Origin of the sequence: Poseidonibacter antarcticus (genome assembly GCF_003667345.1) — a bacterium.
In the GTDB taxonomy this organism is placed as follows: Bacteria; Campylobacterota; Campylobacteria; order Campylobacterales; family Arcobacteraceae; genus Poseidonibacter; species Poseidonibacter antarcticus.
On record NZ_RCWF01000004.1, the window covers coordinates 75,996 to 90,286 of the forward strand.

Genomic DNA, 14,291 nt, shown 5'->3' on the forward strand with positions numbered 1-14,291 from the left:
AAGAAGGATATATTATAAGTTTTTAGATTAAAGAGAGTTTATAAACTAGTAAGTTTCTTACTAGTTTATAGATATTTGTTTTTGTTAGTTTTTATTTAGGCCATTTAAATCAGAAAAAGCGATTTCAAGTCTTGCAATCATTGATTCTTGCGAAGCTCTAAGCCATTTTCTTGGGTCATAATAAGATTTATTAGGTTTATCTTCACCTGTTGGGTTTCCGATTTGTCCTTGTAAATAATCATGGTTTTTAGCAACATAAGCTCTTACACCATCCCAAGTTGCCCATTGAGTATCTGTATCAATATTCATTTTGATAACACCATAATCAATAGCTTCTCTAATTTCTGAAAGTGCAGAACCTGAACCACCATGGAATACAAAGTCTACAGGTTCTATTTCTGTATTTAATTTTTCTTGAATATATTTTTGTGAATTATCTAAAATTTTTGGACTTAATTGTACATTTCCTGGTTTATAAACACCATGAACATTTCCAAATGATGCAGCTATTGTAAAGTTAGGACTAACTTTTTTTAACTCTTGATATGCAAAACATACTTCTTCTGGTTGAGTATAAAGAAGTGCATTATCAACATCAGAGTTGTCAACACCATCTTCTTCTCCACCTGTAATTCCAAGTTCGATTTCAATCATCATATCAATTTCGTTCATAGTTTTAAAATACTGTACACATGTTCCAATATTTTCTTCTAAAGACTCTTCACTTAAATCTAACATATGAGATGTATATAAAGGACGACCTGTTTTATCAAAGTGAGATTTTCCAGCTTTTAGTAAACCATCAATCCAAGGTAATAGTTTTCTAGCTGCGTGATCTGTATGTAAAATAACAGGGATACCATAAGCTTTTGCCATTGTGTGAACATGAATTGCTCCACTTATTCCACCTAAAACAGCAGCATCTGCTATTTTTAAGCCTTTACCAGCATAATATCCTGCTCCACCATTTGAGAACTGAATAATAACAGGTGAGTTAACTTTTGCCGCTGCTTCTAATACTGCATTTACAGAATCAGTCCCCACAACATTTACAGCAGGTATTGCAAACTTATTTTTTTTTGCATATGCAAATAATTTTTTCGCTTCACTACCTGTTAAAACTCCTGGTTTTACTACGTCTAATACACCCAAATCTATCTCCTTAAAATCTATTTAATTACAATTTTAGCTGTTTTTCTTAACTTATCTGAAAGTTCTTTTACTCTTTTATTATAAGCATTTCCAACTAACATTTGTGTAATATTACCTTTTACTTCATTAAAAGATAATGACTTACCAGGAATTTTGTCTTTTAAATAGATTACATGGTAACCAAATTGAGTCTTAACAGGAGTTTTTGAATATGTATTTTTCTTTAATTTATTCGCTGCTGCTGAGAATTCTGGAACCATTTGATTTGATTGGAATTTACCTAAGTAACCACCTTTAACACCTGTAGGTCCAACTGATTTACTTTTAGCTAATTCTACAAATTTTGCAGATTTATCTTTTGCTGAATTAAGTTGTTTGATAATACTTTTTGCATCTTTTTCTGTTTTTACTAAAATATGACTAGCTTCTAGTGTTGCAGGTACTACAAATTTTGATTTGTTTTTATTGTAAAAATCTGTAAGTTCAGACTCTTTTGGCTTATGTTTTGTGATTTCATTTTTTTGCCAAACTTGAAATGCTAAATCTTTTTTCATTTTACTTAAAGCATCTTTGTATGCAGGATCTTTTTCAATTCCATTTTTAATAGCTAAGTTTGCTAATAGTTTTTTGTTGATGATTTGTTCTAGTACTTGTTTTTGAGAACTCTTTGGAAGTTTTGCAAAATCAATTCTTGGATCTTGTAAAACTAAAGCAACATCTGCTTTTGTGATTTTTTCTCCATTTACAGAGGCATAATAATCAGCCGCATTTAATGTTACTGTAGTAATTGCTAATGTAGCTACTAAACTTGAAATTATTTTTTTCATTTTTTTCCTTGTGAGTTTAAAATATGACTAATTTTATCAATACTAAGTTAATAGAAAGTTAATTTACCTATTATTTATTCAAATATAAACATAACTTAAATAAATTTTAAAATTTAGCTTAAAAGGGCTTTGGTTTTTTGAAAATTTATGATACAATTCCGACAAATATTAAACTTAACTTAAATTTAAGGATACACAACTTATGAGAATATTAGTAATAGAAGATGAAATAACTTTAAATAGAACACTACAAGAAGGCCTAACAGATATTGGTTATCAAGTAGATGCAGCAGAGAATTATAAAGATGCAGAATATTTTATAGATATTAGAAATTATGACTTAGTTTTAACAGATTGGATGTTACCTGATGGTGATGGAATTGAATTATGTAAAATTATTAAAAATAGAAGTTCAAGAACAGCAGTTGTAATTATCTCAGCAAGAGATGATAAAGAATCAGAAATTGAAGCATTAAAATCAGGTGCAGATGATTACATCAAAAAACCATTTGATTTTGATATTTTATTAGCAAGAATCGAAGCTAGATTAAGATTTGGTGGAACTAATGTAATTGAAATTGATGACTTAATAATCAATCCTGATGAAGAAAAAATTGAATATGCTGGAAAAGAAATAGAATTAAAAGGTAAACCTTTTGAAGTTTTAACTCACCTTGCAAGACATAGAGATCAAATTGTTTCAAAAGAACAATTACTTGACGCAATTTGGGAAGAACCTGAATTAGTAACTCCAAATGTAATTGAAGTTGCGATTAATCAAATTAGACAAAAAATGGATAAACCATTACAAATTTCTACAATTGAAACAATCAGAAGAAGAGGTTACAGATTTTGTTACCCAAATTTAACTGAAGATGAAAAATCAGCTAAAAAAGCAGCAGCTGCTAACTAGAACTTAATATGGAAGCGAAGAGTATTTACAAACAGTTTTATACAAAACTAATAATTGCTACTTCGCTTTTTATTATTACACTATCATTTATTTTTTATGAATACACAAGAACTACAGTATATGAAAATATCCAAAAAAAAATGCTCAAAGATGCAAAAGAGATTTATTTAGTATCACTTGATAATAAACTTACAAAAGAAAATCTTACAGCAAAACAAAACAATGAAACAACTATTACATTAATAGACAATACAAATATTAAAAAATATAAATTTTATACTTATGAAAAAGAAAACAACTATTATATAAAACTTATTTATCCTATAAATTTAGATAAAAAACAATATCTACAAATCAATAGAAATATTAATTTTGAAAGAGAATTGCTCTATTCAATTATTTTTAAAAACCTATTTATACTTGCAATTCCTGGTTTTATTTTAATGCTTTTATATTCACTTGCAGTATCAAAATCTTTACTAAAACCAATTATTCAAATAAATAAAAAATTATCTAATATGGATGAAAACTCATTAACTCAAATTGATAAAAAAGATTTGCCAATTGAATTTCACTCACTATCTGACTCGATTAATTCATTAACAAATAGAATTGAAACATACGTTAAGTTTAAAAAAGAGTTATTTATAGGTGCTGCTCATGAACTAAAAACTCCCCTTGCTGTAATGAAACTAAAAAATGAAGTAACATTACGTAAAGAAAGAGAAACAGAAGTTTATGAAGAAGCTTTGAAACTTACAGTTAAACAAATAGATGATATGAATAAAATGATCTCTTCTATTTTGGATATTGGACGAGCTGAGGGCGCACAGTTTGAACAAACTATTGATTTGGATTTAGTAGAATACCTAAAGAAAAAGTCTAATGATTTTAGGATGTTAAGTGCACAGAAAAATATTATTATTACGTTTTTTTCAAATGTAAATAGTTTTAATACATCAATACAAGTAACACTATTAAACCAAATATTACAAAATTTTGTTCAAAATGCTATTAAATTTACACCAGAAAATAAATCAATTGCAATAAAATTAAAGAAAACAAGATCTAGAATCGTAATAACAGTAACTGATGAAGGTGAAGGAATTGATGAAAATATTAATTTATTCGCTCCATTTAAAAGATATGGAAATCAAAGTGGTGTTGGATTAGGATTGTTTTTAGCCAAAAATGCGGCAGATTCTTTAAGAGCTAGGATATCATTAAAAAATAGAAAAGATTCAAAATCAGGATGTGTTGCAAAACTAGTTATTAACAACACATCAGGATTTAAAAAAGCTTAAAATTTATTAGGTATTAAAATAAATTTGCGTGTTCTATTTTCGTACATTTATTTTGAACTACTTTCATTCCAGCTTCTTCTGCTTTTTGTGCAGCTGCATTGTTTACAAGTCCAAGTTGAGTCCATACAGTATCTATATCACCTCTTGCAATACACTCATCTACAATAGCTCCAATAGCATCTGGTTTTCTAAAAATATCTACCATATCAATTTTGAAAGGTATATCAGATAAACTTCTATAAACTTTTTCACCCAAAATAGTATCTTCTTTTGGATAAATTGGAACTATTTTAAATCCTGCTTGTTTTAGGTATTTTCCAACCATATTTGAAGCTTTATCTTCATTTGGTGATAAACCTGCAATTGCTATTGTTTTTGTATTATTAAAAATTTCTCTTATTTCTTCATTATTTGAATTAACACTTGGGAATTCACATTCCATTTTAAATCCTTTTTGTAAAATTGTTTTAAATTATATCACAAGTTTATTTATATCCATTTGGATTGTTTGACTGCCATTTCCAAGAATCTGCACACATTTGCTCAATACCTTTTGATGCTTCCCAATCTAAAACTTCTTTTGCATAAGAAGGATTTGCAAAACACTTAGCAATATCTCCAGCACGTCTACTTACAATCTTGTATGGAACTTTTTTACCACTTGCTTTTTCATAAGCTTTTACCATATCTAAAACTGAATAACCATTTCCTGTTCCTAAATTTACAGTTAGTACATCATCAATGCTATCAATCTTTTGTAAGGCTTTTACATGACCTAGTGCTAAATCAACTACATGAATATAATCTCTTACACCTGTTCCATCGTGAGTATCATAATCTCCACCAAAAACACTAAGATATTCTCTTTTCCCTACTGCTGTTTGAGAAATAAATGGCATTAAGTTATTTGGAATACCATTTGGGTCTTCTCCAATTGTTCCAGAACTATGAGCTCCTACTGGATTGAAATATCTTAAAAGTACAATCTTATTAGAATTATCAGATATGTATATATCTCTTAATATCTCTTCTATAAAGAGTTTTGTTCTTCCATAAGGATTTGTAGCACTTAAAGGAAAATCTTCACTAATAGGTGTTGTATGAGGATCACCATAAACTGTAGCAGATGAAGAAAATACAATCTTTTTACAATCATAGTTTTTCATAACTTCACACAATACCAAAGTACCATTGACATTATTATCATAATACATATGAGGTTTTTCTACAGATTCACCTACTGCTTTTAATCCAGCAAAGTGAATAACACTATCTATCTTATATTTTTCAAATACAGAAGATAAAGCTTTTTTATCTCGTATATCACCTTGTACAAAATCTATAGATTTACCTATAATTTTTTCTACTCTTTTCAAACTCTCTTTTGAAGAATTGCAAAGATTATCAAAAACTACAAAATCAAAACCAGCTTCGTGTAATGCTATACATGTATGTGAGCCTATATATCCAGCTCCTCCTGTTACTAATACTTTCATCTTATATTCTTCTTTTTTCTTTTTATTAATCTTGTTATTAATTTTTGTCTATCTTTCATACCTGTAAATATCATATAAAATAGTGCAAGTATACCTAAATAACTTAATAGTGCTAAAGTAGATGCGATACCTTCACCTAATTGTTTATGCGGTAATGCCAACATCAATCCAACTAGTGAAAAAAGAGATTGCATCAAAATAATAAATAGCACAGTTTTTTTGACCTTTTTCTTAAAAAACTTTAAAAGAATATGATGCATATGTGTTTTATCAGGTGAAAAAGGAGATTTATTGTTTTTTATTCTTCTTATCATTACTATTAAAGTATCAAAAATAGGAAGAGCTATTATATAAACAACAGCCATAGGATGAATATATTCTAGTGCCATAACAGAAAGAGTAGCTATAATAAAACCTAAAAGTAAACTCCCACTATCTCCCATAAATATTTTTGCAGGAAACCAGTTGAAAAGTAAAAATGGTAATAAACTAATAATAGTAAACAATGAAATCACGCACATAAGATTATTTTGATTTATATATCCTACATATAAAAATGTACTTAAAATCACAATACTAACGCCACTTGCTAAACCATCCAAACCATCTAATAGATTTGCACCATTTGTAACCCCTGCTATAAAAAACATAGAAAAAGGCAAGGCTAAAAAACCTAAGGGAATAATATATCCAAAGTATATACCTAAGTTATGAATATAAATATTATTAAAATACAGTAGTATTGAAGCTATAAACATAGCGTAAAATTTTATTTTGGGACTTACGTCCTTATGATCGTCCAAGACACCAGTAAAGAAAACTATAAAAATAGCTAAAAACAGAAGGTAGTTTTCAATAAATAAAGAAAATTTAAACAAAATAATAGAAATAAAAAATGCTAAACCAAAAGAAATACCAGCACCTCGCGGTGTTATATTAGTATGTGAGCTTCGCTCATTTGGAATATCAACTAAACCTAGTTTTTGAGAAAATTTAATCAATAATTTTATGAAAATAAATGATATAATAAATAGTGTAATATATTGCATTCGGAATTATAGCATAAAAAAAAACGACTACACTAATAAATAAATAAATAAGGTATAAAATTGATAAATAACTTTTTTAAGAGTTTTATGAATAAAGACATTATTTTACCTGAGTTTTACAGTATTGATTTGCACTCACATCTTATACCAGGTATTGATGATGGTTCATTGAATATGGAACAAAGCATACAAATGGTTAAGACATTAAAAGAAATGGGATTTAAAAAACTTATTACTACACCACATATTATGTCACATAAATTTCCAAACAATAAAGATATTATTTTAAGAGGATTAGATTATTTAAAAAATGAACTTGTATCTAATAATATTGATATACCGATACAAGCAGCAGCTGAGTACTATTATGATGAGCATTTTATGGAATTAATCGAAAAAAAAGATTTATTAACATTTGGTGATAATTATGTATTATTTGAATTTTCATACACTACACCTGTATTTGGCTTAGAACAAGTTGTATATAAACTTTTAAGTGCAGGTTATAAACCAATACTAGCTCATCCTGAGAGATATTCATATTTTAACTCAAAGTTAGAAAAATATCATCAACTAAAAGATATGGGATTGTTATTTCAACTAAATGTAAATTCGTTAAATAATTTCTATGGCAAAAAAGTAAAAATAGCTGCAAAGTATTTGGTTGATAGAGGATTGGTTGATTTTATAGGTAGTGATACACATAGACCTAACTATTTGGAATCACTACAAAAAAGTTTATCGTTGAAAGAGTTTAAATCTATTGAGAATAAAAATAGAATATTAAATAAGTATTTATAATACTTTAAAAAAGATAGATAAAATCAAATTTTATCTATCTTGGTAATACTTGGCATTACCATATCCATAACCATAGTTTGAACCATATCCATAACCATACTTATCACCAATCTCAACACCATTTAGGATTAACCCAAAGGTATTGTTTTTGTGTTCTTTTGATAATCTATCAAGATTTTTTACAAACTCTTTTCTAGTATAAAATGCTTTTATAACCAAAAATGAAATATCAGCATAATTTATAAGAATCATAGCATCTGTTACTAATCCAACAGGTGGTGTATCAAATATCACATAGTCGTATTTTGCTTTTAGAGTATCTATCAATTCTTTCATCTTATCACCCAAGATTAACTCAGATGGATTTGGTGGTAACGAACCTGTAGTTAGAACTGTAACATTGTCTTTTTCTACAAAGTTTGTAATCTCTTCAAGTGTATTTTGACCTGATAAGTAAGAGCTAATACCAATAGTATTAGGAATATCAAAATTCAAATGAAGACTAGATTTTCTTAAGTCTAAGTCTAATATAACTACAGATTTATTTGCTTTTGCAATAATCTTTGCAAGATTTGCAGATGTAGTTGTTTTACCTTCTCCTGATACAGATGAAGTGATTGCTATTACATTACTATTTTCATGTTTTGGTAAAAATTGTAGATTTGTTCGTATAGAACGATATGCTTCATCTACAAGTTTTTTTGCTTTTTTACCCTTGTACTGAGGAATTATTCCATAGATTGGAATCGAGCTTAGTTTTTCAACATCATCAGAGTTTGAAACAGTGTTATTAAAAAACTCTCTCATAAATGCATAGAATAAAGAAAAAATAAATCCTAAAATAAATCCTACTAAAACTATTAGTTTTCTTTTGGGTTTTACAGGTTCATTTGCTATTATTCCTTCATCAAGCAATCTCGTGTTTGAGATTGTAGATGATTGGAGTATTGCTGATTCTGCTTTTTTCTCTAAAAGATATGAATATATTTTTTCATCAACACTAAATAGTCTTGTAAGTTTTGAAAGCTCTCTTTCTTGCTTTGGTAGAGTATTTATAGATTTGTCGTATTTTTTAATAATATTTTCTAGTGAACGTTTTCTATTTTGAAATTGTGCGATGTTATTGTTTATAGTCCCTACTATATTTCTTTTGATACTTCTTATTTTTTGGCTAACTTTTACAAGCTCTGGATGAGCTGGTGTATAGTCTATCAAAAGTGTAGACTTTCTTGCTGTTTCATCTTGGAGTTGGCTAACTAATGCTGAGATTTTAGGGTCGATTAGACTTGCAGATGTGATTGACATACCAAGTAGATTGGTATTTGAAGCAACATAATTTTTTAGACTTAGTAGTACGTTTAGTTCTGTTTTTAGCTCTTCTAGTTGTGTTTCGTATTCACTAAGCTTTTCTGTTGATTTTATAGCTTGTCCGCTTAATTCTACTAGCTTGTTTTTTTCTTTGAAAGATTCTAAATTTGTAGCTGAGATATTTAGTCTTTTGTTTATTGATTCTAATTGAACATCAATAAAATCTAGAGTTAGCTTTGCTTCTTCTGTTTTTCTTTGTATATCTTCATTTGTATATGTGTTATATATTGAAGTTAGTATATCTTTTATTCTGTTTGGTTCTGTATCTTCTAGTGATACATTTAAGATACTTGCACTTTTTGAGATTTGAGATACGCTAAGATTTTTTTTGTATTTATTAAATACATCCATATTTGTCATATGGTTAAAGTTGTATGTGTTGTATTTTAAATCAAAAACTTTTTTTATCGTCAGAGAAAAATACTCTGTTTGTATAAGTTCGTTAAATTTATGATTTTGATTATAAGAGAAGGTATCTCCTAGTTCGTAATTTTTTATATCCAACATTTTAAGAACATTATCCAAAGAATAAACAGAAGGCTTTTTTAATTGTAGATTAAAAGTGTTTTCATCTATTGGTGTTAGTGTAAAATTACGCCCATTTAAAAAATCATCTAGAAAAGAAAACTCCACTACAAATGGTGAGTTTTTATAATACTCGATTTTTTTGAACTTGTTATTTGCCCAATAGTTTGTGTTTAAATCAAGTTTGTCAAAAGATTTTTGTAAAATCAATCTTGATTTCATAACCTCGATTTCATTTGCTATTCCTGCACCTGAAGAACCTGATAGGGCTTCCATCATAAAATCAGCACCTGCTGATGCTGTTTTATTGTTTTTTTTGTCTTCAAGTTCTAGGACTATAGATGTAGTATATATATTTGGTTTTAAGTATGCAAATATACCAGCACCCATAGTGAAAATATAGGTGATGATGATGATTTGTATCTTGTACTTTAAAATAGTTTTAAAAAGTTCTTTTAAATCTATCTCGTCTTCTTTTATGTTATTTAGAGTACTCAATCTTAATCATCCGTTACTATGCTATATGATAATAGTAAGTTTGTAATAACTTGTAAGATAGGTAGACCTTCTTTTATAGCTACGTTTATACCTTTTAGTGAGCTTGGTTGTACATATACTATGTCATTTGGTTTTAATACTAAGCTTGTTTGTTTTATAGCATCTAAGCTTGTCAAATTTATTTGCATAATTTTAGGGTTTCGTAAGTCACCTCGCACTACTAAGATATCATCTCTTGATGCTACATCTGTAAAGTCACCTGAACGTGCTAGGACTTCTATGATGTTCATATTTCCATTTACTATTGGTACTATACCTGGCTTTTTAACTTCACCTAGAACTATGATTCGTTGGTTTTGTATTTCTATTAGAACGTATGGATTTCTAATATATTTTTTGTACTTTTTTAATAATAACGCAGTAGCTTCATGCTGTGTAAGACCTGAGATCTTAACTTCTCCAACCAATGGTAAAATAACACTACCTTTTTTTGATACTAGTAAACCTTTTGTCTCTACTTTTGCACTTGAGTTTATCATGTCTCCTGATAAGATAGGTGTCATTTGTTGCGAGTCTTTACCTGACTGTACATATACAGTGATATTTACCCTGTCGTTTTTCGATATTACACTTTCAAAGTTGACGTCTTTTTGGTATTGAGCTTTGCTTACTGTTGTTTGGGCACTTGAACTTTCTTCTTGTTGTTGGAAGAGTTTGTAGTTTTTACTACCACATCCTGTAAGTAAAATAAGAATACTTAAAAATACTACGTTTTTTAATACAACCATTTGATCTCCATTTTCGATATAATTGCTGCGATTATATCTAAAGAAATATATTAATATTATTAATTTCTCTTAAAAATAAAAAAGGTAATAAACTAATCTGATCCACTTGGATGCAAAATAATTTTATTATAAATTAAAAAAATTATTAATGTGGATGTTGGTAATAGGAACAACAAGTTTTACAGTAATATATAGAGATACTGAATATACACTAAAAAATGACACATATAGAACCAGAATCCTTCTGAAGACTTGATTCAATTTATTATCTTTCTAATAATTAAAGAAAAACCGGACAATATCAAAAATATAGGTATATGAAATATATAGATAAAATTTTCTATTCTTGCTTGTATATTAGTAAAAGTTCCAATATATCCTATACCATTAATGTTATATAAAAACCTTTAATTATACCAGCCTGTAAACTTCTTACAAGAACTCCCTCGTATTATGTTTAAATTATTTATAAATAATATGATTATAAATATATTTAATTAAAAAACTTGGATAGTCTTTTAAAAGCCTATTTCTTACATGCTTATGCATTATTGCTCTTTGTAACCATCGAAGTCCAAACTTTTTAACTAAAGGATGATAATAATCAGCTTTTATTGATGTTTGTGTAAAAAAACCACCACACGTAAAAATTAGAGGAATTTTAAGTCCTGCATTCTTAACTCTAACCGCAAATTTTTCTTGGTAAGGACTTCCCATACCTATTACAAGCATATCAACAGTAAGACTTGATAATTCATCAAAACAGATTTCATAATCTTCTTCACTATTAAAATAACCATTTCGATGATATACAATATTTATATTAGAATACATTGTCTTAATATTTTTAATTGCACCATTTAATTCATCTTGTTTTGCTCCTATAAAAGCAATATTCATACTCTTTGTATTAGCAAAATCTAGAACATCTTTAGCAATAGAAGAAAAATCAAAACTCACTCTATCTATTTTCTTAGAGTTAAAAATATTATGAAGTTTTACAAGTAAAGCCCCATCTGCAAAAAAAACATCAAATTCATCTACCAAATTTGGATTTTCTAAATAGACAGTATATGAAAATGGATTTAAAAAAGTCACAAGCTTTATGTCTGAACTTTCTGTTTCCAATAACTGAGTAAACTCTTTTTTAGTATTGAATTTATCATCAATTTTTTTATATATTGTTTTCAATAATCTCTCTCCATTTTTCTAAAGCTACTTCATCTGAGTATTTATTAAAATCTAATTTTTTAAATTTTATGTCACTATGTGCATATTTATTAAGAGCTTTAAGTAGACTATTATTTACTGTATTTTCACTTTCTAAATTTACTAAAATTCCATAATCACTTATTTTATAATCTTCAACTATTTGTGTATTTTTACTTTGCATGATGATTTCATATGGACCAGATAAACAATTTACACTTATTGGGACTATTCCACAAACCATACTTTCAAATAAAGCATTGGGAAAGCCTTCAAATCTTGAAGTAATTAAATAATAATCTGCATCCTTAAATACTGTAAAAGGATTTGTAATATGGCCAGTTAAAAAAATATTTTTATTGTTACTTATAAGTTTTTCAATCTCTTCTCTATCATTCCCATCCCCTATTAATATTAATAAATCATTCTTATAAAATTTTATATGTTCTTTAAATGTTTTCACTAAAGTGAAAAAATCTTTTTGACTATCAAACCTGCCAGCACTTGTAAAGATTTTACCATTTTTGTTTTTATACATATTAATAATTTCAGAAAAAGGATTATCTTTATTTGATAATTTTTTTATATTCTTTAAGTTATATGAATTATAAATCACAATGATTTTATTTTCATCAATCTCAAAGTTTTCTACTAAGTCTTTTTTTATCTCAAAAGAATTACAAATAATTTTTGTTGCTTTTGAATATGTATTTTTAATAAAAAATAAAATTAATTTTCTCTCTATATTACTTCTATTTCTGTATTGGCTTGACAAATGATTTCTCACATTTATAAATACAGGAGTCTTAAACCAATTTCCAACTAAAATAGATGAAATATTAGACCGCTCAAGAAATGAAAAAACAAAACTATACTTATGTTTCCTAATATCAATAAATAGTTTTATCATAAAACTTATTTGCAAATAAATTTTCCCAATTGTTGAGTTTGAATTTAAATTATTGTTCGTTGCTGTTTTAAATCTAGCTTTATTGTTCAATACAAACCATTCTGATTTAGTATTTAAAATAGTAAAAACTTCTAAACCATAAGAATTTGAAAAATATTTATACAGTTTATAAAATACTTTTTCTGCTCCACCATTTGATATTTGATCAATAATCATTAAGCCTTTTTTATTTTCCATTGTTATTATCATTCCTAAAATTATAAATTGCAGCTGAGTACATCCCTAGTATTAATAAAAATAAATAAGAAGATTTATTAGCATCTAACGGTGATCCTGCAAGAGAAAAAATCAATAATGAGAACCCACTTAAAAACATTGAAATTCCGATAGACCTATGTCTAATATCTATTGTATTTTTAAAGATAAATTTTAAATTTAAATAAAGTTTAATTATAATGAAAAAAATTAGCAACAATAAATTTAAAAGTCCAAATATACCATAGTAGTACAAGTAGTGTCCATATGCATTTTCGATAATTAAATCAACATCTAGTGGTGTTCCTAATAACATATTATTATCTAAAGTAATCCAAATTGAAGATAACTGTTTTAATCTGGTTTTAGTAGAAACATCTGAATTACCATCTGAATAAGCAGATAAAGCATTAACTAAATGAGAAAACATATCCTGATTTTCCAACACATAGAGTGTTGCTATTGAAAAAAGAATAAATCCAACAATAGTGACTCTTATAACCTGCTTAAAATATTTATATTTTAATAAAATAATAATATATATATACATGTATATAAATAGAGCAAGATACGCAGCTTTGGATTGTGATAATAATGTTAACACTAAAAGAAAAAAGATTAAAAAAATATTTAAAAATGAAATTTTTTTATTTTGAATTTCAAATAAGAAGAAAAATATAATTGGTAGTATAACAAATGCCATAATGTAACTCCATACAAATGGGCCACCAATTCTAAATCCAGTATAATCTATAAGCTTCCTATTGGATATTATAGTGACTATTGTAGATTCTGGTATTAAAATTTGTAACAATATATAAAAAAGTAATATCAATCCTATAAAGTAATATACTAACCTTAATCTATCTAAGGTCATATTTAAGTTAATTGCAATGTTATATACTACTAGATATACAAATCCATAAGCAATGATTCGAAAATGATTGATAATAAAACTTATTTCCATAAAAGAAAATTTAGAAATAATTGTAAAAAATTGTAAAGTTCCAACAAAACAAAAAATTAAAAATAAATTATCATAAAGAATCTTAGCTTTTTTTAAATACATCAAAACTAATAATATACTAACTAACAGTAAAGGAAACATTACAAAGAGTATCTTCTGACCTTCTTTAGCTGTATTTCCAAAATAATATGTTGGAAATAATATAATACATGTTACTAAAAGTAATGGT

13 protein-coding genes are annotated in these 14,291 nt (G+C 27.0%); 3 read left to right on the top strand and 10 right to left on the bottom strand.

Going from position 1 to position 14,291, the window contains the following annotated elements:
* Nucleotides 1-84: 84 nt before the first annotated feature.
* A complete protein-coding gene (gene fbaA / locus D9T19_RS06655; protein WP_121627448.1) occupies nt 85-1,152 on the bottom strand; it encodes a class II fructose-bisphosphate aldolase in 1,068 nt (355 codons plus the stop codon).
* A gap of 17 nt (nt 1,153-1,169) precedes the next feature.
* Nucleotides 1,170-1,979, bottom strand: a complete 810-nt coding sequence (locus D9T19_RS06660; RefSeq protein WP_121627449.1) for a foldase protein PrsA — start codon at nt 1,977-1,979, stop codon at nt 1,170-1,172.
* 202 nt (nt 1,980-2,181) lie between these two features.
* Here D9T19_RS06660 and hsrA point away from each other — a divergent pair, with 202 nt between their 5' ends.
* Both hsrA and D9T19_RS06670 read left to right on the top strand, forming a co-directional pair.
* The gene (gene hsrA / locus D9T19_RS06665) at nt 2,182-2,892 is read left to right on the top strand and encodes a homeostatic response regulator transcription factor HsrA (protein WP_121627450.1); all 711 of its coding nucleotides are present in this window, start codon (nt 2,182-2,184) and stop codon (nt 2,890-2,892) included.
* 8 nt (nt 2,893-2,900) lie between these two features.
* Nucleotides 2,901-4,196: a sensor histidine kinase gene (locus D9T19_RS06670; RefSeq protein ID WP_121627451.1), complete on the top strand. Its 1,296-nt coding sequence runs from the start codon at nt 2,901-2,903 to the stop codon at nt 4,194-4,196.
* A 13-nt stretch (nt 4,197-4,209) separates the two neighbouring features.
* Here the strand turns inward: D9T19_RS06670 and D9T19_RS06675 are convergent, their stop codons facing one another.
* The 3 genes from D9T19_RS06675 to D9T19_RS06685 are packed head-to-tail and all read right to left on the bottom strand — an operon-like array spanning nt 4,210 to nt 6,741.
* Nucleotides 4,210-4,638 carry a CoA-binding protein gene (locus tag D9T19_RS06675; RefSeq protein WP_121627452.1) on the bottom strand — a complete coding sequence of 143 codons (429 nt, stop codon included), beginning with the start codon at nt 4,636-4,638 and terminating at the stop codon, nt 4,210-4,212.
* Between the two features lie 43 nt (nt 4,639-4,681).
* Nucleotides 4,682-5,692 (bottom strand): UDP-glucose 4-epimerase GalE, encoded by a 1,011-nt coding sequence (gene galE, locus D9T19_RS06680; protein ID WP_121627453.1) that lies wholly within the window; start codon nt 5,690-5,692, stop codon nt 4,682-4,684.
* On the bottom strand, nt 5,689-6,741 hold the full coding sequence (locus D9T19_RS06685) for a glycosyltransferase family 4 protein (RefSeq protein ID WP_121627454.1): 1,053 nt from the start codon (nt 6,739-6,741) through the stop codon (nt 5,689-5,691). The genes galE and D9T19_RS06685 overlap by 4 nt, the downstream gene beginning before the upstream one ends.
* An 87-nt stretch (nt 6,742-6,828) precedes the next feature.
* Here D9T19_RS06685 and D9T19_RS06690 point away from each other — a divergent pair, with 87 nt between their 5' ends.
* Nucleotides 6,829-7,542, top strand: coding sequence for a tyrosine-protein phosphatase (locus D9T19_RS06690; protein WP_121627455.1), 714 nt, complete (start codon nt 6,829-6,831; stop codon nt 7,540-7,542).
* Between the two features lie 30 nt (nt 7,543-7,572).
* Here D9T19_RS06690 and D9T19_RS06695 read toward each other — a convergent pair whose 3' ends face one another.
* The 5 genes from D9T19_RS06695 to D9T19_RS14675 all read right to left on the bottom strand — a co-directional run bounded on the left by D9T19_RS06695 (nt 7,573) and on the right by D9T19_RS14675 (nt 13,525).
* Nucleotides 7,573-9,933 carry a polysaccharide biosynthesis tyrosine autokinase gene (locus D9T19_RS06695; RefSeq protein WP_121627456.1) on the bottom strand — a complete coding sequence of 787 codons (2,361 nt, stop codon included), beginning with the start codon at nt 9,931-9,933 and terminating at the stop codon, nt 7,573-7,575.
* A gap of 2 nt (nt 9,934-9,935) precedes the next feature.
* On the bottom strand, nt 9,936-10,721 hold the full coding sequence (locus tag D9T19_RS06700) for a polysaccharide biosynthesis/export family protein (protein WP_121627457.1): 786 nt from the start codon (nt 10,719-10,721) through the stop codon (nt 9,936-9,938).
* A 462-nt stretch (nt 10,722-11,183) separates the two neighbouring features.
* A complete protein-coding gene (locus D9T19_RS06705) occupies nt 11,184-11,912 on the bottom strand; it encodes a WecB/TagA/CpsF family glycosyltransferase (RefSeq protein ID WP_121627458.1) in 729 nt (242 codons plus the stop codon).
* Nucleotides 11,896-13,077, bottom strand: coding sequence for a glycosyltransferase (locus D9T19_RS06710; RefSeq protein ID WP_162984553.1), 1,182 nt, complete (start codon nt 13,075-13,077; stop codon nt 11,896-11,898). Before D9T19_RS06710 ends, D9T19_RS06705 begins: the two co-directional genes overlap by 17 nt.
* A complete protein-coding gene (locus D9T19_RS14675) occupies nt 13,067-13,525 on the bottom strand; it encodes a hypothetical protein (RefSeq protein ID WP_228197978.1) in 459 nt (152 codons plus the stop codon). Before D9T19_RS14675 ends, D9T19_RS06710 begins: the two co-directional genes overlap by 11 nt.
* Nucleotides 13,526-14,291: the final 766 nt, after the last annotated feature.

Coding starts and splice junctions, on each gene's coding strand:
- galE (WP_121627453.1), bottom strand. CDS start 5,692: ATGAAAGTATTAGTAACAGGAGGAGCTGGATATATAGGCTCACATACA.
- D9T19_RS06690 (WP_121627455.1), top strand. CDS start 6,829: ATGAATAAAGACATTATTTTACCTGAGTTTTACAGTATTGATTTGCAC.
- D9T19_RS06710 (WP_162984553.1), bottom strand. CDS start 13,077: ATGGAAAATAAAAAAGGCTTAATGATTATTGATCAAATATCAAATGGT.
- D9T19_RS06660 (WP_121627449.1), bottom strand. CDS start 1,979: ATGAAAAAAATAATTTCAAGTTTAGTAGCTACATTAGCAATTACTACA.
- D9T19_RS06700 (WP_121627457.1), bottom strand. CDS start 10,721: ATGGTTGTATTAAAAAACGTAGTATTTTTAAGTATTCTTATTTTACTT.
- D9T19_RS14675 (WP_228197978.1), bottom strand. CDS start 13,525: ATGTTTTCTCATTTAGTTAATGCTTTATCTGCTTATTCAGATGGTAAT.
- D9T19_RS06670 (WP_121627451.1), top strand. CDS start 2,901: ATGGAAGCGAAGAGTATTTACAAACAGTTTTATACAAAACTAATAATT.
- hsrA (WP_121627450.1), top strand. CDS start 2,182: ATGAGAATATTAGTAATAGAAGATGAAATAACTTTAAATAGAACACTA.
- D9T19_RS06675 (WP_121627452.1), bottom strand. CDS start 4,638: ATGGAATGTGAATTCCCAAGTGTTAATTCAAATAATGAAGAAATAAGA.
- D9T19_RS06685 (WP_121627454.1), bottom strand. CDS start 6,741: ATGCAATATATTACACTATTTATTATATCATTTATTTTCATAAAATTA.